At 36.7% G+C, this 22,236-nt stretch carries 25 protein-coding genes and 1 pseudogene; 8 read left to right on the forward strand and 18 right to left on the reverse strand.

Annotated elements, in window-relative coordinates; genetic code table 11:
• Positions 1-11: 11 nt before the first annotated feature.
• From ACESOD_RS00260 to ACESOD_RS00325, 14 genes are all read right to left on the reverse strand, one after another.
• On the reverse strand, positions 12-1,352 hold the full coding sequence (locus ACESOD_RS00260) for an MATE family efflux transporter (protein WP_373093317.1): 1,341 nt from the start codon (positions 1,350-1,352) through the stop codon (positions 12-14).
• Positions 1,353-1,394: 42 nt separating this feature from the next.
• Positions 1,395-2,663, reverse strand: a complete 1,269-nt coding sequence (locus ACESOD_RS00265; protein WP_373093319.1) for a dihydroorotase — start codon at positions 2,661-2,663, stop codon at positions 1,395-1,397.
• 12 nt (positions 2,664-2,675) lie between these two features.
• Positions 2,676-3,140: an NUDIX hydrolase gene (locus tag ACESOD_RS00270; protein WP_001135761.1), complete on the reverse strand. Its 465-nt coding sequence runs from the start codon at positions 3,138-3,140 to the stop codon at positions 2,676-2,678.
• A gap of 9 nt (positions 3,141-3,149) precedes the next feature.
• Positions 3,150-3,803: a uracil-DNA glycosylase gene (locus ACESOD_RS00275; RefSeq protein ID WP_373093321.1), complete on the reverse strand. Its 654-nt coding sequence runs from the start codon at positions 3,801-3,803 to the stop codon at positions 3,150-3,152.
• Positions 3,804-3,814: 11 nt separating this feature from the next.
• Positions 3,815-4,570, reverse strand: coding sequence for a DUF4336 domain-containing protein (locus tag ACESOD_RS00280; protein ID WP_373093323.1), 756 nt, complete (start codon positions 4,568-4,570; stop codon positions 3,815-3,817).
• A 126-nt stretch (positions 4,571-4,696) separates the two neighbouring features.
• Positions 4,697-5,608, reverse strand: a complete 912-nt coding sequence (locus ACESOD_RS00285) for a hypothetical protein (RefSeq protein WP_373093324.1) — start codon at positions 5,606-5,608, stop codon at positions 4,697-4,699.
• Positions 5,609-6,041: 433 nt separating this feature from the next.
• A complete protein-coding gene (locus tag ACESOD_RS00290; RefSeq protein WP_373093326.1) occupies positions 6,042-7,133 on the reverse strand; it encodes a hypothetical protein in 1,092 nt (363 codons plus the stop codon).
• 438 nt (positions 7,134-7,571) lie between these two features.
• Positions 7,572-8,264 (reverse strand): YjjG family noncanonical pyrimidine nucleotidase, encoded by a 693-nt coding sequence (locus tag ACESOD_RS00295; RefSeq protein ID WP_373093328.1) that lies wholly within the window; start codon positions 8,262-8,264, stop codon positions 7,572-7,574.
• 73 nt (positions 8,265-8,337) lie between these two features.
• The gene (locus ACESOD_RS00300; protein WP_045762941.1) at positions 8,338-8,676 is read right to left on the reverse strand and encodes a type II toxin-antitoxin system RelE/ParE family toxin; all 339 of its coding nucleotides are present in this window, start codon (positions 8,674-8,676) and stop codon (positions 8,338-8,340) included.
• Positions 8,669-8,962 carry a type II toxin-antitoxin system RelB/ParD family antitoxin gene (relB, locus tag ACESOD_RS00305; RefSeq protein WP_045762942.1) on the reverse strand — a complete coding sequence of 98 codons (294 nt, stop codon included), beginning with the start codon at positions 8,960-8,962 and terminating at the stop codon, positions 8,669-8,671. The genes ACESOD_RS00300 and relB overlap by 8 nt, the downstream gene beginning before the upstream one ends.
• Positions 8,963-9,066: 104 nt before the next feature.
• Entirely contained in the window at positions 9,067-10,041 is a 975-nt protein-coding gene (gene pta, locus ACESOD_RS00310; protein ID WP_045762943.1) for a phosphate acetyltransferase, read from the reverse strand.
• 15 nt (positions 10,042-10,056) lie between these two features.
• Complete coding sequence (locus ACESOD_RS00315) at positions 10,057-10,956, reverse strand: RluA family pseudouridine synthase (protein WP_045762944.1); 900 nt, start codon at positions 10,954-10,956, stop codon at positions 10,057-10,059.
• Complete coding sequence (locus tag ACESOD_RS00320) at positions 10,953-11,771, reverse strand: NAD kinase (RefSeq protein ID WP_025171265.1); 819 nt, start codon at positions 11,769-11,771, stop codon at positions 10,953-10,955. The genes ACESOD_RS00315 and ACESOD_RS00320 overlap by 4 nt, the downstream gene beginning before the upstream one ends.
• Entirely contained in the window at positions 11,755-12,426 is a 672-nt protein-coding gene (locus tag ACESOD_RS00325) for a GTP pyrophosphokinase (RefSeq protein WP_000627444.1), read from the reverse strand. The genes ACESOD_RS00320 and ACESOD_RS00325 overlap by 17 nt, the downstream gene beginning before the upstream one ends.
• Before the next feature lie 134 nt (positions 12,427-12,560).
• Between ACESOD_RS00325 and ACESOD_RS00330 the strand changes: the two genes are divergently transcribed.
• From ACESOD_RS00330 to ACESOD_RS00360, 7 genes and pseudogenes are all read left to right on the forward strand, one after another.
• Positions 12,561-13,130, forward strand: a complete 570-nt coding sequence (locus tag ACESOD_RS00330) for a CYTH domain-containing protein (protein ID WP_373093332.1) — start codon at positions 12,561-12,563, stop codon at positions 13,128-13,130.
• Positions 13,131-13,255: 125 nt separating this feature from the next.
• Positions 13,256-14,200, forward strand: a complete 945-nt coding sequence (locus ACESOD_RS00335) for a ribose-phosphate diphosphokinase (RefSeq protein ID WP_373093334.1) — start codon at positions 13,256-13,258, stop codon at positions 14,198-14,200.
• 15 nt (positions 14,201-14,215) lie between these two features.
• The gene (locus tag ACESOD_RS00340; RefSeq protein ID WP_045762948.1) at positions 14,216-15,331 is read left to right on the forward strand and encodes a cysteine desulfurase family protein; all 1,116 of its coding nucleotides are present in this window, start codon (positions 14,216-14,218) and stop codon (positions 15,329-15,331) included.
• 4 nt (positions 15,332-15,335) lie between these two features.
• Positions 15,336-15,683 carry a DUF1831 domain-containing protein gene (locus tag ACESOD_RS00345; RefSeq protein ID WP_049526341.1) on the forward strand — a complete coding sequence of 116 codons (348 nt, stop codon included), beginning with the start codon at positions 15,336-15,338 and terminating at the stop codon, positions 15,681-15,683.
• Positions 15,684-15,692: 9 nt separating this feature from the next.
• On the forward strand, positions 15,693-15,908 hold the full coding sequence (locus ACESOD_RS00350; protein WP_070460469.1) for a DUF4649 family protein: 216 nt from the start codon (positions 15,693-15,695) through the stop codon (positions 15,906-15,908).
• Positions 15,909-15,989: 81 nt separating this feature from the next.
• Positions 15,990-16,631: a redox-sensing transcriptional repressor Rex gene (locus tag ACESOD_RS00355; RefSeq protein WP_000660647.1), complete on the forward strand. Its 642-nt coding sequence runs from the start codon at positions 15,990-15,992 to the stop codon at positions 16,629-16,631.
• A gap of 15 nt (positions 16,632-16,646) precedes the next feature.
• A pseudogene (locus ACESOD_RS00360) lies at positions 16,647-17,335 on the forward strand (gamma-glutamyl-gamma-aminobutyrate hydrolase family protein).
• Positions 17,336-17,358: 23 nt separating this feature from the next.
• Here the strand turns inward: ACESOD_RS00360 and radC are convergent.
• Both radC and ACESOD_RS00370 read right to left on the reverse strand, forming a co-directional pair.
• Positions 17,359-18,039 (reverse strand): RadC family protein, encoded by a 681-nt coding sequence (gene radC, locus ACESOD_RS00365; RefSeq protein WP_373093338.1) that lies wholly within the window; start codon positions 18,037-18,039, stop codon positions 17,359-17,361.
• A 63-nt stretch (positions 18,040-18,102) separates the two neighbouring features.
• A complete protein-coding gene (locus tag ACESOD_RS00370) occupies positions 18,103-19,383 on the reverse strand; it encodes an O-acetylhomoserine aminocarboxypropyltransferase/cysteine synthase family protein (protein ID WP_373093339.1) in 1,281 nt (426 codons plus the stop codon).
• 191 nt (positions 19,384-19,574) lie between these two features.
• On the opposite strand from ACESOD_RS00370, the gene ACESOD_RS00375 reads away from it, so the two are divergent.
• A complete protein-coding gene (locus ACESOD_RS00375; protein ID WP_373093341.1) occupies positions 19,575-20,270 on the forward strand; it encodes a VIT1/CCC1 transporter family protein in 696 nt (231 codons plus the stop codon).
• A 135-nt stretch (positions 20,271-20,405) separates the two neighbouring features.
• On the opposite strand, the gene ACESOD_RS00380 is transcribed toward ACESOD_RS00375, so the two are convergent.
• Both ACESOD_RS00380 and ACESOD_RS00385 read right to left on the reverse strand, forming a co-directional pair.
• Complete coding sequence (locus ACESOD_RS00380; RefSeq protein ID WP_373093342.1) at positions 20,406-21,503, reverse strand: AAA family ATPase; 1,098 nt, start codon at positions 21,501-21,503, stop codon at positions 20,406-20,408.
• A 3-nt stretch (positions 21,504-21,506) separates the two neighbouring features.
• Positions 21,507-22,229, reverse strand: coding sequence for a hypothetical protein (locus ACESOD_RS00385; RefSeq protein ID WP_373093344.1), 723 nt, complete (start codon positions 22,227-22,229; stop codon positions 21,507-21,509).
• Positions 22,230-22,236: the final 7 nt, after the last annotated feature.

The raw sequence follows: 22,236 nt of genomic DNA on the forward strand, positions 1-22,236 counted from the left end.
TTTTCAACAAATTATTTGAATCTTTTCATAATAACTTGTAAACGCCACTGATAGAGTAATCCACTGACAACTAAACTTACAATAAGACCTATCCAATATGAATAAGCATCGAGATTTGTTGAATAATCTAGAAACAAACCAAGAGGTATAGCAACTCCCCAGTATCCAAGGAGACCAAGGTAGAAAGGTATGACAGTATCTTTGTAGCCTCGTAAAATACCTTGTAACGGAGCAGCAAATGTATCAGCCAACTGGAAAAACAAGCTATAGGTCATAAAACTAGCAGTTAATTGAATAAACTCTGGATCATGACCATATAGACTGGCAACATTTTCTCTAAAAACATATAGAAAGGAAAGCGTTAAAATTGCGAATGCCATAGCTGATAGTCGTCCGATTTTTATGTATCTCTTAGCGTCCTCTAGACGTTTAGCACCAACTTCGTAGGAAACAACGATAGCCATTGCTGTTGAAATACTCATCGGAAAGGCGTACATGAGTGACGAAAAGTTCATAGCGGACTGATGGCTAGCAATTATCAACGATGAAAATTTTGCCATAATCAAACCAACTGCTGAAAAAATAGCAACCTCTGCAAATACAGTTCCACCTATCGGTAAGCCTAATTTGATTGCTTCTTTTATTTTATCGCCGTCTAAGGGTAATCGTTTCTCTAAATGCAGTTCTTTCAATTTTTCCTGTTTAAGAAGGACTAGGTTTGAAATTACCAATAATGCCCAATAAGCTAAAGATGTACCAAGACCTGCTCCTGCACCTCCTAACTCAGGTAAACCAAAGGCTCCATAGATTAGTAAATAGTTAAAACCACTATTGAGAGGTAGCAATAAAAGCATTAAATACATGGATAGTTTGGTCAGTCCCAGTGCATCAAGTAATGAACGAATAACACTAAAGAGTAAAAGTGGAATAATCCCGATTGCTAAAAACCATAGATAGCGTACTGCTATATCAGCTACTGCTGCTTCTAAACCCATATTGTTTAGAATTAGTGGCGCAGCAAGAAAAACTAAAGCAAATAGAACAATTGATAAACCAAGTGAAAGATAAAGAAATTGATAAAAATCAGAAGCCACTTCATTTTTCTTTCCTCGACCCAAATGATGTCCAACTATAGGAACCAAGGCTGAGACAATACCAGTTAGGAAGGTGAAAAAGGGATTCCATAGACTTGTCGCCATTGATACCCCAGCCAAATCTATAGTATTATACTGGCCAGTCATGGTCGTATCGACAAAAGAAGCGGAATAATTGGCAAATTGATAGACTAGAATTGGAAAGAAAATCTTAAGAAATAAGATAAATTTGTCTTTAAAATGATGTGTTGGGTACATATCGTCTCTCTCTAATTAATGATTCGAAAGAGCAGATTTCACCTAGTTCTTATAGACAATCTGTCCATTACAGATTGTGTATTTGACCTGCCCTTTCAAAGATTCACCGATAAATGGTGAATTCGCTGCTTTGGAAGCAAAATGACTATCCACGATTCGGTCCGCTTTATCATCAAAAATTGTAATATCCGCTGGACCGTTTTCTGATAGATAACCTGCTTCAAAGTTATAAAGTTTAGCTGGGTTGTAGGACATTTTTTCTAATAATTCCATCAAGCTCAGCTCACCAGCTTCGACTAAGTAAGTTAAACCTAGTGACAAAGAAGTTTCCAAACCTGTCATACCTGATGGCGCTTTGGTAATATCCTCAACATTTTTCTCGTCAGCATGGTGAGGCGCGTGGTCAGTCGCAATTACTGAAATGACTCCAGATTTTAAACCTTCAATGACGGCGCGACGGTCTGATTCCAAACGTAAAGGCGGGTTCATTTTTGCATTGCTTCCTTGGGTCAAGAGAAGAGCTTCAGTTTTAGAGAAATGTTGTGGAGCTACTTCTGCCGTCACATTTGCTCCTAAACCTTGAGCAAACTCAACAACTTTGACACTCTCTTCTTTAGACAAGTGCTGAATGTGGACATGAGCCTTAGTTGCATATGCTATCATAACATCACGTGCTATCATTGCATACTCAGCCACTCCTGTTGCCCCACAGATATGGAAGTGTTCTTTAGCAACATTTTCATTGAAACCGAGAATTCCATTCAAGCCTGGATCTTCCTCATGTAAGCTAATAAAGGTGTTAAGTTTTTTAGCCTCTTCCATAGCTTCCTTGACCACTTTACTGCTTTCAAGCGGAATACCGTCATCAGAAAAACCAACTGCCCCTGCTTCTAAAAGGGCTTTAAAATCAGTTAAGTCTTGACCATTAAAATTTTTGGTAATTGTAGCTACAGACTTAACGTTAATCTTTTCCTTAGCTGCAGATTGAAGAACTTCCTCTAAAGTCTCAACATCTGAGATGGTTGGATTGGTATTAGCCATCATAACGACAGTTGTAAAACCACCTGCTGCAGCTGCTAAAGCACCTGTATGAATGTCTTCTTTATGTGTTTGACCTGGTTCACGAAAATGAACATGGATATCTACCAATCCAGGTGCAACCACAAGTCCAGTTGCATCAATGACTTGAGCTTCATCCTTATCAATTTGAGGAGCAATTTGAATGATTTTCCCTTCATCAACCAAAACATCACAAACTTGATCCAAACCAGACTTGGGATCCATGACACGACCATTTTTGATTACTAACATAACTATACTCCTTTATTCGTAGAAATCCACTTGGGTATCCAATAACTTATCACCATCATAGACAAACTTGGCTGAAAAGAAGGGTTTATCTTCTAAAAGCCACTCGACAAAGGTATGGTCACCTTCCCAGGTCGGTTTGCTTAAAACTTCATCGTAAGGAACCCATTCTAAGGTCCCTTCGTTACAGTCAATCAATTCACCCTCAAACTCTGTTACCTTAAAGACGTAGGTGTACCAGTCCAAGTCCGGTGTAAATTCTGGGAAGGTGATAACTCCTTTTAATACTGGTTTTGCTTTTAGACCAGTTTCTTCTAAAATCTCACGAGCAGCACATTCTTGTGGAGTTTCCCCGCGTTCTATCTTTCCACCTACACCGATCCATTTTCCTTCATGGACATCATTAGGCTTTTTATTGCGATGAAGCATGAGCAATTCTTTTCCATTATCAATGTAGCAAATTGTCGCTAACTGAGGCATATTCTCTCCTTATCTAAGCCAATCGATTGGCTTTTGTCCTGTTTCTTTTAAGAATGCATTGGCCTTGGAAAAAGGCTTGGAGCACCAAAATCCTCTGTAAACAGAAAGAGGACTTGGGTGGGCTGATTCGATAATCAAGTGCTGAGGATTTTTAACCAAGAACTTCTTCTTACGTGCATATGCTCCCCAGAGTACAAAGACCACTGACCTATCTAGATTATTGACAACCCGAATCACAGCATCAGTAAAAGGCTCCCATATCTGCCCAGCATGACCATTGGCCTGCCCAGCAGGAACCGTCAAGCAAGCATTGAGAAGTAAGACACCTTGCTCAGCCCAAGACGTTAAATCATGGGACTTCTTAGCTCCGATGTCATCCGACAATTCTTTCAAGATATTTTGCAAGGACGGCGGCGCTGGGATAGCATCGGGTACAGAAAAACTCAAACCCTGCGCTTGATCTGGCCCGTGATAGGGGTCTTGCCCTAGAATCACCACCTTCACTTCTTCAAGCGGTGTTGTCAAGAGAGCCTGAAAAACCTTCTCCTTAGGCGGATAAACAGTTCCCTGAGCATAGACCTGCTCCATAAAATGATTGATTTTCCCAAAATAACCCTCAGGTAATTGCTCTTTAATCAAAGCATGCCAGGATGAGTGTTGCATCTTATTCTCCTTTATAGTATCCATCTAAAAGCACGTTTTAATTCATCCGTACCATTTTTAAAAAAGCATAAACCATGTGCGAGTATGATTTTATCCGGTTTCCAGTTTAACATACGGGAAAAGGAAACCTTTGCTTCCCTTTGTCTTCCTAAAAAAGTCATCCGATAATCGATAGGAGTTTGACCATCAGGGGCTGTTACACGAGCTAAACGATAGAATTTTCTGCGGATTGGACTAGCTATTTTTTCTGGTTCAAAATTCTCTATAAGGTCTGTTACAATAAGTGTTTTAGTTGATTTATGAAAAAACACGACCTCTTCGATAACAGAACTTCCCTTAAAAATAAGCTGTTCAATCTCATCAGACCATAAGTCAGGAGCCTTATCTGTTAAGGAAGCTTCAAATTTCACCTTGACATTCTGACTTTTCGCTCTCTCTTCAACTCCTGGACTAGACCATGCTTGCGCATGAGGATATCTTTTTCTCCAATCTGCAATATAGGCGTAGTGAATCTTATTTGGTGAAATCAGGTAAGCGACTTTGCCCAAAGCGTCTAGTTCAGTAAACAGTCCCTTATTTGGCGCAATCGGAGAGTGAATCCAAAGTTTGCCATCATTTAACTTAACCACCGTCATACGTGTCTGAAAAGGAAGCTTGAAGATCTTCATATCCATTTGAATCAAATCACCATCTACTATCCAGATATTTTGATCAACTTCCTTTAGTGAATACAACGGTTCATAAAGAGAAAGAATTGGCCTAGACATCATGTACTGCTACCGCTCCTTCATTTATACTGCCTCTATTATAGCAAAAAGTGGCTATCTAAACCACTTTTAAAAGTATCTATTAAGATTTGAGAAGTTTTAGAAAGAATTTATACTAAAGAGCCTTTATTCAACCCCATTTCTCATATTAGAAAGGATAAATTCTTTGTCAATTTCATCAATAATCAATTCTGTTCGAGTATTAAGTTTTTCATCAAATCTTTTATTCAATTCCTTTACAACGCTTATCTTAAACTCATCACTTGATTTTTGTTTATAGTAATCAAATCCTCCAGAAGCCGCACTACAGCAACTCCCCCAATCTGAAAGATAGCCTATTATTTCAAAAACACTATCATTGTATTTTTCAAATTTTTTAGTTGCAGAACTTTTTAGATAGCCTGAAATACAATTTACAAAAGAGTAGTAATACTTAGAGTCACGAAATGAATTGTATTCTGCACTATGAAAACTTGGATCGAGAATTCGTGCTGATCGCACATCTTTCATGGTGGGTTTTGTGGTCATTTTAATATCAGTCTGCAGATAAGCATAATAAGTTTCCTTATCAAAGAAAGCTCCATCTACCGCTATCAAAGCACCATACATACCATCTTCATACTGAAACACCATCACAGCACCGTTCCTATATTTGCTTTCTACAGGAACTGGCGGAGCAATTCTCTTTTTGGGCTTTTCTTTTTTTACACTTATCTTTTCTAAAAACTTTTCTAGATTTTCAGCTCTTTGTTCTAAAAATTCACTATCAGCACCTAATTCTTGGGCTAGTTCTAAATCTTCTTTGTTAAGAATGATTTCTTTAATTTCAAGCAAGAATTCATCATCTAATTGCCCAACTTCCCATAAACAGTGTGCTAAGGCGAACAAGACATCATACATATCGTCATCGTATAAATCCGATGTCAGTTCATTTTTGATTGTATTTGCATCTTCTCCTTGATTGTATCTCTCGAAGAATTCTTCTTTAATATCTAAGGAAGTGTCATTTCCAAAAATCGTTGCATCCCATGTTCCCATAATTTATAGACTCCAATCTACTTTTTAACAGTTTTAAATATTTTGTTAGGTTTTGCAAAGAATCTATACAAAAGAGTATTTATTCAATACCCTGTGAAGTATTAGAAAGTATAAAATCTTTGCCAATTTCATAGAAAATCATTTGAATTCGATTATTTAGATTTTCATTAAACTATCTATTCAATTTCTTTGTGACACGGGTCTTAAATTCATCAGTTAATTTTTGTCGATAATACAAAAATCTTACAAAAGCTTCGCTATAACAGTTTCACCAATCAGAAAGATAGCTAATCAATTCAAAAACTATCATATAATCTTAAAAGTCTTTTCCTTGCATAATTTTCTATATCATCTGTAATAAACTAGATTACTAGAATTATACTTAATTAGATCTTTTAGATTAAACTTTTATTTCTAAAACTTTCTAAATAAACTATTTAACAATCAAATAATGCGCGTCTTTTATCTTATATTTTTCTAGATTGATAATGGTTTGTTTCTTATCAACAATATCATATTTAACCAGAGAATCATTAAATAAGAAATAATAGATGTTGTCTTTAAATGTAAAATAAGGTGCAATATATTGCTCTGTACTAAAGCCTTCTAGATGAATAATATCTTCTTCTAAATTGTCTAGATTGACAGTAGTAAAGGAAAATTCGCCATTATACAATCCCTCATTCTCTATAATCAATTGGTTATTTTTAGCATCATAGTGAATATTTGTTGGATACTTATCTGGAATATCGATATAATCCTTGTTTTGACTTTTTATATCAAAAACCAATAATTTATTTCCTGACTTATATTCCCCATTAGAATTACGTCCATCAAGTGCTTCCACAATATACAAGACATCACCTACATTAACCATTCTCATATATGCTGATGTTTCGTCTAGATTGTATTTTTCGACGATGTTAAACTCTTTATCCATTTTCCAAATTTCAGCATTAGGAACTTGAGTTGATAAATCCAATGTGGTTACAAGTAAGTATAAATAATTATCTACAATAACAAACTGTTGACTAGCATTTAGTTGTCCATCATTTTTCATGGTAACATTAGTGACAACTTCTAAATTGTTATCATATTTATAAAATTCAATTCTATCTGTAAAGACAGCAGTTGCATACAAATAATCCCCATCTGTTATGGAGGCATAAGCATCATTTCCTTCTGCTAATTTAAATGTTTCACTTAAAGTTTCCTTATTAATTCTAGATACATATCTTTTTAGACCTGAGGTATCTTTTGTTTTTGCAGTTGAATAGGATCCTGCTTCCGAAAAACTTTCTGCCCAATAGATGTATTTTTCTTTTCTAGATATATTATCCTTGAACTCATTTAAATCATAATCATCAAAGACAGCTATTTTATCGCTATTCCAGATAGCCATTTTATAATCATCTACCGAATTTACCTTATTTGACTGACAGGCACTTAGACAAATAAGGCAGCAACAAGCACTTATAATCATCAACATGAAGTTCATAGCTCTTTTATTTCTTTTCAATATCATACTGATTTACTCCTATATAGCTTTGTTATACCAATTTAAGATGTTCAAACAGATGAATAGCCTAAACCTAATCTCAGGTACCCACATCTACTCCAGTCACAGGTTAATCCCTGTTGCAAGTAACTGAGAAGGGTAAAATTTTTTACTAGTATCACTATTGAAAATTCTTGGTTATATAAGGCTTTCCAATTTGTCTAGCAGCTTAATAGGCAAATGATTGACTAGCTTTGATGCCCCTTTTTTAACATCTATTTGATAAACAGTACTATCGCTTCAATGACTATTGAGAGCTTAACGATACATGACAATCACAATATTCTTGTCATTATATCCTTGTATGATTTATTATATCAAAAAATAAAACGTTTTCAAAATATTATCAAAATTTCTTGCACTTCATGCACCATGTTTTCCAGAACCTTTTATATTTTTTAATTTTTAAAGTTCCCCCAAACAATTCAGCAAATCTTTGTAAGAATGAACTTCATAAGTTGGATGAGCTAGGGTCTTGTTTTCCAGATGATGAGGATTGTACCAGATGGTATCGATGCCAGCATTATTTCCCCCCTGAATATCAGCTGATAAGGAATCACCAATCATAAGGGCATGATTTTTATCAAAGTTAGGAATTCGAGCTCCAATTTTCTCATAAAATGATGCATCTGGTTTTTGAGTATGGAGCTGTTCTGAAATGAAAATCTCCTTGAAAAATGGTGCAATACCAGATTGTTCCAAACGACCTGTCTGAATAAAGGTAATTCCATTTGTAGCAGCATAGAGTTCATAGCCCTGATGTATCAAAGTTTTTAATAAATCTTCCACACCTGGGAAAGTTTGTCCCTGTTTTGATAGGAAAAACTGGTAGCGCTCTGCTAAGTAGGACCCATCTTTTTCAATACCAAAATGAGCAAATAATTTTTCAAAACGAGTGTTAATCAGCTCAGCCTTAGTAATTTTTTTCTGTTCCAAATCCTTCCAAAGTGCTTTGTTCATGGGCACATAATAATCTTTGTAAGTTTGGATATCCTCTACTCCTTCTTCTTCTAAGAGTTGCGTCAGAGCTATATCCTCAGCAGCATCAAAATAGAGTAAGGTGTGATCGAGATCGAATAATAGAAATTTGTATTTCAATTTTAAAAACTTCCTTTCTTGGGGGACAAAGAGTGGGACTAAATGATTCAAAAAAATTTAAAAAATTTTACCTCTACTTATTGAATAACTTAGTCCAATTCTGCTTGGAATTTAAAATTCTGGAGACATAAACCTCATATTTGTCGATATAATAAAAAGCTAAGTAATTTTCAATTGGCATATATCGATAACGTTTTCCGTCATCTGTTAATTCACCATAACCTCGACTTGAAACCAAAGGACATGCTTCTGGAAAGGTTTCTAAAGTTTCTAGTGCCGTTAGAATAAGGTCTAGTTTACTATCGGCAGATTGCTGGCTGTAAAAATTCAGTACAATATAATCATGTATTTCTCTCAAGTCTTTCTTAGCTTGATCCGTAAGAGAAACATGGTAACGCTTATGATTAGTCAAGTCCAAATTCCTTTCTTACATCTGCCAAAGACGTTAGTTTACCTTGCTCAATTTCTTGATGTCCCATCAAGATTTCCTTTTTCAAGTCTTCAAAAGCAACCTGATATTGAGTCTCTTGTAAATCACTAAATACGAACTCTTTGGGATCAACCGCACCTGTCGCAATTTTACGAAGTGCAGCATTAAAAATATCTGATAGGGTTAACTTTTCATCAGCTATGATTTCTTTCGTTTGTTGGTAAAAAGTCGAATCTGCTCTAAAATTAACTGGTTGAGTACTTGCCATGATTAATACCTCTTTGTAAAGATGCTTTGTAAATACATTTTATCATCTTTAGATTTGAAATTCAACGAAAAGCTCCTTTAACAGAAAAGGAGCTATCTTGTATTTTATTGGTGTACAGCTTGTGCTGCTGTGATTAGTGTAAGTTTGAAGACGTCATCTGAGTTACATCCACGAGAAAGGTCATTAACTGGTTTGTTCAAACCTTGCAATACTGGACCAACTGCTGCAAAGCCACCGAGACGTTCTGCCATCTTGTAGCCAATATTTCCTGCTTCGATACCTGGGAAGATAAAGACGTTTGCTTGTCCAGCAACCTTGCTTCCTGGTGCCTTGAGAGCAGCTGTTTCTGGAACGAAGGCAGCATCAAATTGCAATTCCCCATCGATTTCAAGGTCAGGACGAAGATCATGAGCAATCTTAGTTGCTTCAACGACCTTATCAACGCTTTCACCAAAACCAGAACCTTTAGTTGAATAGCTTAGCATAGCAATTTTTGGTTCAATACCAAACATCTTAGCTGTAATTGCAGAGTTAATCGCAATTTCTGCCAAAGCTTCAGCGTCAGGATTGATATTGATGGCACAGTCACCAAAGAGGTAACGTTCAGTACCACGAACCATGAGGAAGGCACCTGAAGTACGGCTAACATTCGGACGAGTTTTAATGATTTGAAGGGCTGGGCGAACAGTTGCCGCAGTAGAGTGAATAGCTCCTGAAACCATTCCATCTACCAAGCCCATGTAAACCAACATAACACCAAAATAGTTCACGTCTTTAACCAAGATTTCACGAGCTTCTTCTTCAGTCATTTTTCCTTTACGACGTTCTACAAGAGATGTTACCATTTCTTCAAATTGAGGATAGTGGGCTGGGTCGATGACTTCATAACCATCCATGATTCCTTCGATTTCAAGATAAATTTTAATTTTGTCAGGATTTCCTAGTAAGACGGGAATAACTTCTGTTTCTTTTACGATGCGTTTTGTAGCTTGAAGAATACGTGGTTCTTCACCTTCTGGCAAGACAATACGTGCATTTTTACCAACTAGGTTGGCTTTTAAACTTTCAAAAACTTCCATGAGTTTTGACTCCTTTTAAGATAAATTATTATTTGATAACTGAGTTATAAGAGTGTTGAAATCATCCGGCAGCGGACTTTCCATCTCCAACTGCTCTTCAAGAAAAGGATGATAAAACGATAAGTAATGGCAATGCAGAGCTTGACGCTCTATGCCATGTTCAAGACTACCACCATAGAGGTCATCGCCAAGCAAAGGGAAACCGATATGGGAGAAATGAACACGAATCTGGTGTGTCCTTCCCGTATGTAGTCGAATATCAACTAGATGAATATTGCCATAAGACTGCACTATGCGATAGGAAGTATGGGCATATTTACCACCTTTTGCCACTCGCCTAGTGATAATGGAATCTTCGTCACGGGCAATCGGGGCAATGATTTCACCTTGAGGTTTCAGAAAACCATCTCCTTTAACGAGTGCAAAATAGCGCTTTTCAATGGCTTTCTTTTGCAACTGCTTGTCTAGTCTAGCATGAGCATAACCATGTTTAGCAAAAAGCATGAGACCCGAAGTATCGCGATCTAGTCTGGTTACAATGTGAACCTGCTGATTTTCATAGTTCTGTTTCACATAGTAGCCCTTGATAAAATTAGCGATGGTATTGGAATGATTGACACTAGGAATCGAGGCCACACCAAAGGGTTTGTTTAGAATTAAGAAATGATCATCTTCAAACAGAATATCCAGTGGATAATCAATTGCTTCCAGTGTCTCAAAACCTTCCTCAGGAGGAATGTCGATGACAACCACATCCCCAATATCTAAGAGATAGGTTGCATTTTGTGGATGACCGTTTACGCGAATATCTCCACCTCGAAACTTGATTTTGGCCAGCAATCCTTTAGAGACTTCATGCTTTTTCAGAAAAGTCTTTACCTTGACGTGTTCGTCAGCAATAAATTCAAACCTCATTCATCCACCTCACCAATAAAGGCATCTTTGACACGATTCCAAAAACTAGTATGGCTTGGTGTTGCTACAAAATGAATCTTATGATGGTCTATCTGGTATTCTATTCTTTCAATATTACGGTAAGAATAAATGCTATTGTCAACAGAAATCGTATGATAGTCATTACGAGTTGGTATCAATTCTATCTTATCCTTCTTAGGCACAATGATAGAAGAACCTAAGGTTCTGTAGACACGATTGTTAAGACTCGCAATTTCTGTCAATTGTAGGGCCTCAATAGTAGGGTGCAAAACAGCTCCACCAAGAGATTTATTATAGGCTGTACTCCCAGTAGGCGTCGATACCGTCAGGCCATCTCCTCTAAAACGTTCAAATGGCACTTGGTTAATGATAATATCGGCAACCATAGTCCTATCAGCTCTCCGAATGCTAGCCTCATTCAAAGCTCGGAAAATTTTCACTTCTCCATTTTCCAAAAATATCTTTACATTTAACAGTGGGTAAGACACACGAGCCCCAGTATCCAACTGTAGATTAGTAAGCAGTTGATCTAGTTCAAAATCACGGTAATCCGTATAGAAGCCTAAATGACCTGTGTGAACACCAACGAAGCGAACCTTATCCAGCTGGTCTTCATACTTGTGAAAAGCAGACAAAAGCATCCCATCCCCACCTATGGAAATCACGATATCGGGATGTTTATCATTTAATATAAAGTTATTCTTTTTTAGTCGATCTCTTAATTCATATAAGACTCTTTGACTTTGAGGTTTGCGATTAGCGATTAGATCAATTCGTTTACCTGTATTCTTCATCGGTATCGTCACTATTACCTACCCCGTCATTTAACTTTCTATGCAATGGATCAAAGAGTGCCTGTGCTTCCTGGATATCATCACGAATTTTACTCATTTCTTCATCCAATTGGTGAGATATCCTTGCTGTGATTTCCAGACGTTTCTTAATTTCTTCTGGAAAATCCCCTTGATATTTATAATTGAGAGAATGCTCGATGGTAGCCCAGAAATTCATAGCCAAGGTACGAATCTGAATCTCCACCAGAATCGTTCTTGCCCCATTGATCGTATCAACTGTATACTCAATAATCAAATGGTAAGAACGATAGCCTGAAGCCTTTCGATGAGTAATGTAGTCACGTTCTTGTACCACTCTCATGTCTTGCCTCTTACGAAGGATGGCAACAACCTCGCTCACGTCATCTACAAATTGAACCATGACGCGTAAACCTGCAATATCTTGCAAGTCCTGTTCCAACGTATCGTATCCAATCCCTCGACGAGCCATTTTTTCTTTTATACTTTCGATCGGTTTGACTCGACCAGTTACAAACTCAATTGGAGAATGTTTATTTTGTTTGCGGTATTGTTTTCGAATACCTCGGAGTTTTATCTTCAGCTCTCCGACAGCCTGAATGTAAGGATCTAAAAATTCTTCCCATTCTGTAATCATATATCTTTTTCATCCAATTCTCTATACACTTCGATTTATCTAGCTTTTGATTTTCTAGGAAAAATCTTATACAATAAATACAATGCTTATTATACCATATAATCGCTTTCAAAGATAAGGAAAAAGTAAAAAAAATGAAACATTTAGAAATTGAAATGAAAACACTCCTAAACCAGGATGAATATAAAAAATTACAAACTCACTTTTCAGGAGTCACACCTATTACACAAAAAAATTACTACCTAGACACGCCTGATTTTTACCTTCGTAAGCATAAAATTGCTATGCGCATTCGTACTTTTGAAAATAGCGCTGAATTGACCATAAAAATTCCACAAAAAGTTGGAAATATGGAGTACAATCAAGATCTAAGTTTAGAGGAAGCAAACCATTGTCTTAAAGAATGTAAACTTCCACAAGGAATGATTCTTGATGAATTGACTAGCCGTGGACTTTCAACCAGTGGCTGGGTAGTTTTAGGTTGCCTAACTACTGTTCGTTACGAAAAGCAAACTCCTATCGGACTCATGGCTCTTGATCAAAGTGAATACTTTGATATTGTTGACTTTGAGCTTGAATTAGAAGTAGAAGATGGTAAGCAAGGTAGTCTTGATTTCCAAGAATTTTTACAAGTCAATGAAATCCATTACAAAAAAGCTCCTTCGAAATTGGTTCGTTTTATAGAAAATATGAAAAAATACTGAAATAATCTTCTTTTTTTGATAAAATAAAAGGGATGAAAAATAATAGAATCTGTTGTAGAGAGCGTTTATCACTAAAAGTGTTTTACTACAAGCGATTCACTTAGTTTAAAGAGGACGGTTTATCGATGTCAGATACAAAAAACATGAAACTTTTCGCACTATCTTCCAACCAGGAAATTGCTCAAAGAATCGCAGATGCTGCAGGTGTTCCACTTGGAAAAGTATCTTCACGCCAATTTTCAGATGGTGAAATCCAAGTTAACATCGAAGAAAGTGTTCGTGGATATGATGTTTATATCATCCAATCAACTAGTTATCCAGTAAATAACCACTTGATGGAACTCTTGATTATGGTTGATGCTTGTGTTCGTGCTAGTGCTAATACCATTAACGTTGTACTTCCATACTTCGGCTACGCTCGCCAAGACCGTATCGCTTCTTCTCGCGAACCACTTACTGCAAAACTGGTTGCAAATATGTTGGTGAAAGCAGGAGTTAGTCGTGTATTGACTCTTGACCTCCATGCCGTTCAGGTTCAAGGATTCTTTGACATTCCTGTAGATAACCTCTATACTATCCCACTTTTTGCAAAACATTACTGCGATAAAGGTTTGACTGGCTCCGATGTGGTTGTTGTTAGTCCTAAAAACTCTGGTGTAAAACGTGCTCGTAGTCTTGCTGAATATCTTGATGCTCCAATTGCCATCATTGATTATGCACAAGATGATTCTGAACGCAGTCAAGGTTACATCATCGGAGATGTCGAAGGTAAAAAGGCAATCTTGATCGATGACATTCTGAACACTGGCCGCACCTTCTCTGAAGCTGCTAAAATTTTGGAACGCGATGGTGCTACTGAAATCTACGCTGTATCCAGTCATGGATTATTCGTTAATGGTGCTACGGAGTTGTTAGATGCAACTAATATCAAGGAAATCCTGGTTACAGATTCTGTATTGACAGAAAGTAGAAAACCTAAAAACGTACAATATATCACTGCTAGCGAATTGATTGGTGATGCTATGGTTCGAATTCATGAAAGAAAACCAGTTAGTCCACTATTTAAATAGAAATTAGGTGAGTTTTTGATTTATTTGGATAATGCTGCAACGACTCCAATGTCTTCAGTAGCTATCTCAGCAATGACTCAAGTCATGCAAGAAACTTATGGCAACCCTTCTAGTATTCATGGACATGGGCGTCAAGCAGGTAAACTATTACGAGAAGCTCGTCAAGAACTAGCAAGTTTACTAGGAACAAAGCCACAACATATATTCTTTACCACTGGTGGTACTGAAAGCAATAATACTGCTATCATCGGCTACTGCCTTCGCCATCAAAATCGTGGAAAGCACATTATCACTACTGCGATTGAGCACCATGCTGTTCTAGAACCCATCAAATACTTGGTTGAAAATTTCGGTTTTGAAGTGACTATTTTACAGCCTGAAAACCAAGAAATTACTGCAGACCAGGTCAAAAATGCACTGCGTGAAGATACCATTCTTGTTTCTACTATGTTTGCAAACAATGAAACTGGTACACTTTTACCTATTGCTAAAATTGGTGAAGTTCTAAAAAATCATCCAGCCGTCTATCATGTCGATGCGGTTCAGGCAGTTGGTAAATTTGAGATTCTTCCCGAAAAATTGGGAATTGATTTTCTTAGCGCTTCTGCACACAAATTTTATGGTCCAAAAGGAGTTGGTTTTCTCTATGCTGCATCTACAGATTTTGACTCCTACCTTCATGGTGGCGATCAAGAGCAGAAAAAAAGAGCAGGAACAGAAAATCTTCCTGCCATTGTGGGAATGGTAGCAGCTCTAAAGGATGATCTTGAAAACCAAGAACAAAACTTTAAAAAGGTTCAAAAACTAAAAGAAACATTCTTAAAGGAAATGGCTGACACAGACTATTATCTCAATCAAGGGAAAGACCAGCTACCTTATGTCCTTAATATTGGATTCCCAGGTCAACGTAATGATCTACTACTCCTTCGTCTAGATCTTGAAGGTATTTCTATTTCAACTGGCTCTGCTTGTACTGCAGGTGTCGTTCAGGTTAGTCATGTTCTTCAGGCTTTCTACGGTGAAGACTCTCCTCGCTTACACGAATCCGTTCGCGTCAGCATTTCACCTCAAAATACAGAGCAAGAAATAATCACTCTCGCACAAACTCTAAAAGAAATCATTGGAGGTTAACTCAATGGCATTCGAAAAAACCATTAGTCTTAAAAATTGCCGTTATGATTACACACTTAGCCCAACCGTCAAAAAGTTCACTCTAAAAGATAACACTTTTTTTGAAACTAAGGTTGGTAACTATGAACTAACACGTCTTCTTGAAAAAGTTCCAAATAGTGGGGAAGGTTTCCAACTTAAGATTATCATCAACAAAGACTTAACAGGTGCAAAAATCAACATCACTGATAAATTTGGTCTACGTTTAGTCGATATCTTTAAGTCAGAAGAAACTCATATCCACCAAGAGAAATTTTACTTCTTGATGGATAGTCTTGTTGAACGTGATGTCTTTACTAAAAGCGAAAGATAGAAGGCAATTATGTTTCGATTAACTTACAAAGACACCTATCAAGTCGATCGCGTTTTAGAATACGAAGATTATGAAGCACTCATGCTATCACTTTCAGGTTGTGTGACTCTTCCAGATACTACTGTCATTACTTCTCTGACCTATAATGGAAAAGAAATCTATCAGGGGCTTCTGGGAAATCTCTATCGTTTTCTATCTCACTATGATTTTACGAAGATAAGCTAAGATTTTTCTTAGTTTTTTCTTGTTTTTGTTGATTTTTTCACAATCTTTCTATAAAATAGTATTTAGAAAGGTTGTGATTTTGTGAAAGAAAAACAGTCTGCTATTCCAAAAGCAACAGCAAAGAGACTTTCTCTTTATTATCGTATCTTTAAAAGATTTCATGCAGAAAAAATTGAAAGAGCCAACTCAAAACAAATTGCCGAGGCCATTGGTATTGACTCTGCTACTGTTAGACGAGATTTTTCCTACTTTGGTGAACTTGGTCGTCGTGGATTTGGCTACGATGTCAAAAAACTAATGACGTTTTTTGCTGATCTTCTAAATGATAATTCTATTACAAATGTTATGTTGGTGGGTATTGGTAATATGGGGCACGCTCTCCTTCACTACCGTTTCCACGAACGAAACAAAATGAAAATCATTATGGCTTTTGATTTGGATGATCATCCTGAAGTTGGGACAAAAACTCCTGATGGAATCCCAATTTATGGAATTTCCCAAATCAAGGATAAAATAAAGAATGCAGATGTTAAAACTGCAATCTTAACAGTTCCGAGTGTCAAATCACAAGAAGTAGCTAATCTCCTTGTCGAAGCAGGTATTAAAGGAATTTTAAGCTTTTCACCCGTTCATCTCCAACTACCAAAAGATGTGGTAGCTCAGTATGTAGATTTAACTAGTGAATTGCAAACTCTCCTCTATTTCATGAGAAAAGAGGATTAGAAAGCGAAAGCATTTATGAAAAAACCAGTTATTGGGATTACAGGAAACGAAAAAGCTCATCCTGATGATGAGCTTATGATGAGCTATGCTGCGAAAGGCTTTGTTGAAGGAGTCAAGGAAGCTGGGGGAATTCCCATTATCCTACCCATTGGTGATCAAGAAATGGCTAGTTACTACATTGGCTTGATTGATAAACTCATTTTAACTGGTGGACAAAATGTCGATCCAAAGTTCTATGGTGAACCTAAAACGATCGATAGCGATGACTACTACCTTCAAAGAGATATTTTTGAGCTAGCTCTTATAAAAGAAGCCATTAAACAGAAGAAACCCATTTTTCTGTTTGTCGAGGCACCCAGCTCTTTAATGTGGCTATGGGAGGAACTCTTTATCAAGATATTGAAGACCATTGGCAGGATACTTCAGCCGAGTATACAACTCAACGTTTAGTCACCGAGCCTGATACTATTCTTCGAGAAATCTATGGAGAAATCTCCCATATCAACTCTTTCCACCATCAGAGTATTAAGGACCTAGCTCCAAATCTCAAGGTTGTAGCTCATGATCCTAAAGATGGAATTATCGAGGCTGTTACAACAACGGATGGTTTCCCTTACCTCGGTGTTCAATGGCATCCAGAATTTCTCTTTGAAAATCGCCCCAAAGATAAAACACTTTTCGACTATGTCGTCAATGAATTGTAAAACCTGTATCACATACAGGTTTTTTATACCAGTTCCGTCTTCTCACGGTAACTAAAATAATCGGAGTGTGAGACAATTAGATGGTCTAATAAGACCAAACCCATTAATTCGCAGGCTTCTTTAACAAGCTTCGTAACATGGTCATCATTTCTACTCGGCATGACAGCACCAGATGGATGATTATGAACCAGAATCACAGATGTTGCCATATGCTTCAAAGCATAGTGGAGAATTTCCCTTGGTTCCGCAATACTTCTAGTAGCTGAGCCGATAAAAATGGTTTGCTGATGAATGATTTGATTTTGAGTATTCAGATAGAGCGCCACTAGGTGCTCTTGTTTTTTATCTCCCAATTCTTGTTGCATCTTTTTAGCCAGTCTTTGACTACTAAGAATGCTCTCTGCCTCAATAGTTTCATGTTTGTGAATACGACTTCCCAGCTCAATCATTGCTTGCAACTCAATAGCTTTTACTCTCCCGATTCCTGATAAACTCTGCAGTTCTTGCAAGGTCATTTTTTTTAACTCAGTTAAACTGCTCAATTGAGACAATACTTTCTGTGCAATTTCAAAAACAGTCGATTGACGAGTCCCTGTTCGTAATAAAATGGCTAGTAATTCCTGATTGCTCAAACTCTCTACTCCTTCTGTCACCAAGCGTTCCCTTGGCAAGAGCGAATCTTCTTGAAATGAAATACTGTACATAAAAATCCTCCTCACATTACTATTCGTGAGAAGGATGCTTAATTCAATAAAAACTAGTTATTTTTAGATTTTTTCAAGCGCTAGTCGTAAATCTTCAACCAAATCATCAACATTTTCAAGACCGATTGAGAGACGAATTTGATTTTTAGTTACTCCTGCTGCTTCTAAATCAGAGTCTGACAACTGAGCATGTGTTGTAGTCGCGGGATGAACGACCAATGATTTTGCATCTGCTACATTGGCTAAGTTTGAAAAGATTTCCAAGTTGTCAATCACCTTACGAGCTTCTGCTTCTCCACCTTTAACGTGGAAGGTAAAGATTGAACCAACACCTTTTGGTAAGTATTTTTCAGCCAAGGCATGGTAAGGACTTTCTGGAAGTTTTGGATAGTTGACTTTTTCAACCTTTGGATGGTTTACAAGGAAATCAACGATTTTCTCAGCATTTTGCACATGACGCTCTACACGGAGAGAAAGTGTTTCAAGACCTTGTAGGAGTAAGAATGAGTTAAACGGTGAAAGGGCAGCTCCCATATCGCGAAGCAATTGCACGCGAGCAGCCACGATAAAAGCTGCAGCACCAACATCACGGGTATAACTGATATTGTGGTAACTTGGATCTTCTTCGACTAATTGAGGAAAGTTCCCTGAAGCAGCCCAATCAAATTTGCCGCTATCAACGATGACACCACCAATAGTTGTACCGTGACCACCGATAAACTTAGTTGCTGAGTGAACCGCAATATCAACACCATAAGAAAAGACATTGATAAGATATGGTGTTGCAAAAGTATTGTCTGCAACCAAAGGAATCTGGTGTTTATGAGCAATTTCAGCGATTTTTTCAATATCTGGAATATTGATAACCGGATTACCCAAGGTTTCAATCAAAACAAGTTTGGTATTATCTCCAATAGCTGCTTCTACTTCTTCAAGATTATCAATATCAACAAAAGTTGTGGTGATTCCATAGCGAGGAAGGGTTTCTTTCAACAGGTTAAAGGTACCACCATATATAGTTGAAGCTGCAACTACATGGTCTCCTGCGTGAGCCAATCCTAAAATTGTGTAGGTAATAGCTGCCATACCTGATGCAGTAGCAAGAGCACCTACACCTCCTTCAAGCGCTGCAATGCGCTCTTCAAAAGCTGATGTTGTTGGGTTAGTGATACGGGTATAGATATTTCCAGCTTTTTGAAGGGCAAAAAGATCTGCACCTTCTTGTGTATCTTCAAATACAAAAGATGTTGTTTGGTAAATTGGAACAGCACGAGACTTGGTAGTAGCATCTACCACTTGACCAGCATGCAATTGAAGAGTTTCAAATTTAAATTCACGAGTCATATTTAGACCTCCAAAGATTTCATTAGGTTCATTGTATCACCTATTTCACTAGGTTACAAATACAACTTTGTTATATCTTGGCATAAGAAATAGCTATGGCTATTATTAGAATTGCAGAACTTTTTTCAGATAGTTTAAAAAGTTTGTATTCACTTCCTTTTTACTTTATAATGAACAGGAAGGAGAAAACTATGTCAGAAATTACACATGAAATTGATGCAAACTTTGCTGGCCGTTTAAATATCTTGCGTGCTGGTGTACTGGGCGCAAATGATGGAATCATCTCTATCGCTGGAGTTGTTATTGGGGTTGCCAGTGCGACTAACAATATCTGGATTATCTTCCTCTCAGGATTGGCTGCTATTCTTGCTGGTGCCTTCTCTATGGCTGGTGGCGAGTATGTATCCGTATCTACTCAAAAAGACACAGAGGAAGCCGCTGTAGCCCGTGAACAACTACTTTTGGATAAAGATATGGATGCTGCCAAGAAATCCCTCTATGCAGCTTATCTACAAAATGGTGAGTGTGAAACTTCAGCTCAGCTCTTAACCAACAAGGCATTTCTTAAAAACCCTCTCAAAGCCTTAGTTGAGGAAAAGTACGGAATCGAGTATGAGGAATTCACTAATCCCTGGCATGCTGCTGCATCTAGCTTTATTGCCTTCGTACTTGGTAGCCTGCCACCAATGCTTTCGATTATTATTTTCCCAAGCGAATACAGAATCCCTGCTACTGTCTTTATCGTAGCGATTTCTCTATTAGTTACCGGCTATACCAGTGCTAAACTTGGAAAAGCCCCAACAAAAACAGCCATGATTCGTAACCTCTGTATCGGTTTGTTGACCATGGGAGTTACCTATCTATTTGGACAGTTGTTTAGTATTTAAAAAAAGATACCACGCGGTATCTTTTTTTGCTTAGTCATGTCTTAGTAACCTGATTATTAATTACTATAGTTCTATATTGGTTAGATCTATATCCTTAGAAAGTTGTTCCTAAGTAAAGCTATGATATACTCCTAATCAACTAATAAAATCTTCTAATTTTAATAATGAAAATTCCTGAGATGAATATTGTTTATTATTATTTAATCGAACAGCTTGATTCAGTATTAAATCTTCATATAGATTTCGAACAAAGCGACCATTAGAAAAATTGGTGAGATTACTTTCTAACTTTTCATTAAAATAATTTAATAATACTTCTTTCAGCTTGCCATCTATATAGTAGTCGTCTTTTCTTGCTAATGTTTCAAAAATATCTAACAATTCTGTAGAAGAATAATTTTCAAAATTAATAAAATAATTAAATCGGGATCTTAGACCAGGATTTGATTCAAAGAAATGATTCATAGGCTCAGTATAACCAGCGACGATGACAATCAAATCATCTCTTGAATCCTCTAATGCTTTTGTAAGTTCAGTTAAACATTCTCTTCCATATGAATCCGTATTATCATTTTCTGTAATACTATAAGCTTCATCAATGAATAAAACGCCACCTTTTGCTTTTTCGATAACATTTTTAACTTTCAAGGCAGTTTGCCCTTGGTATCCTGCAATTAAATCTGTCCTAGAAACTTCTGTGAAATGTCCTTTGGATAAAAGTCCTAATTGGTAGTACATTCGACCAACAATTCTTGCTACTGTTGTCTTGCCAGTTCCAGGGTTTCCCATAAATGCCATATGTAATGTACGTTTTGGTACTTTTAATCCAGATTCTTTTCTTTTTGATTGAATCTTTTGATAGATGACTAATCTACGTACTTCTTCTTTAACTTTTGGTAGACCAACTAACTGATTCAATTCACACATCAGCTCATCTAAGGTTGAGTTTTTTTTCTTATCTGCTTCTTTCTCGAATATTTCGGAAATATAAGAGTAACCCAGATAACAAGCTAAAGTATCAGATAATTCCTTTAGCATTGAAGTTATCTTATTTTTTCTATGTACATGTTGAAGCATATATATATGTTGATATAATTCAGATATTTTCTTCGTGTCATAACGATCGTTTATAATTTCATTAACTTTTTTGAAATAATAGGCATCACCATCTATCTGGCTCTGACGATCTAATTTTTTAGCAGCCTCAATTAGTTTGTCACGAGATGTACTCATAATTTACCTCAAAAACATAAAAAGTAAAGCAATAACTAACATTCCAATCGATACTCCGGATACGATAAAAACTGTAAGGAGGCGATTAGAAATAAATTGAATTTGTTGTTTACTTTCTTTCAACTCTTTTCTGAGCTCTTCAATCTCAGCAGTATGAGAGACAGGTTCCAAAGGAAGCGTGCTTACTGTATTCTCTAAGCTTACGATTCTATCGTCTATTTTAGAAATTCGTTCCTCATGTTCCTCAATTAAATCTTTCTTATTATCTTCATTGAATTTCTCTTTAAATTGCTTAAGAGCTACAAGCGTTGCTTTTTGATTCTCAATAGTTTTTTCAATTCGAGCTTGCTCTTTTAATATCTTTTTATTTGTAATTTCAATTGCAGCTACTGAAGAAAGAATGGCTTGAATATAATCTTTATCTAGTGCCTCTAAAGCTTTATAGACTTGACCAAATTCTTCAATTAGTTTTTGTTGATTATCATAAAATTTTGAAATGTAATTTTGAGTTTGTTCAACTAAAGTATTAAACTCTCTCCCGTTTACTCCATGTTCAGCAAACTCAAAACCAAAGAAATCATCGTGAGTTTTAACCTTATCAAAATACAACTCATCTTGACTCTGTTCAGCAAACTCTTTCAGATGCTCTTTTGCTTCATCAAAATCATGTTGGCTAATATTTATTTCAAATTTTTCCTGTTCTTGTTCAATTACTTCTTGTTCCATATTAATC

This window comes from Streptococcus oralis, from assembly GCF_964238205.1.
Classification (GTDB): Bacteria; Bacillota; Bacilli; order Lactobacillales; family Streptococcaceae; genus Streptococcus; species Streptococcus oralis_CZ.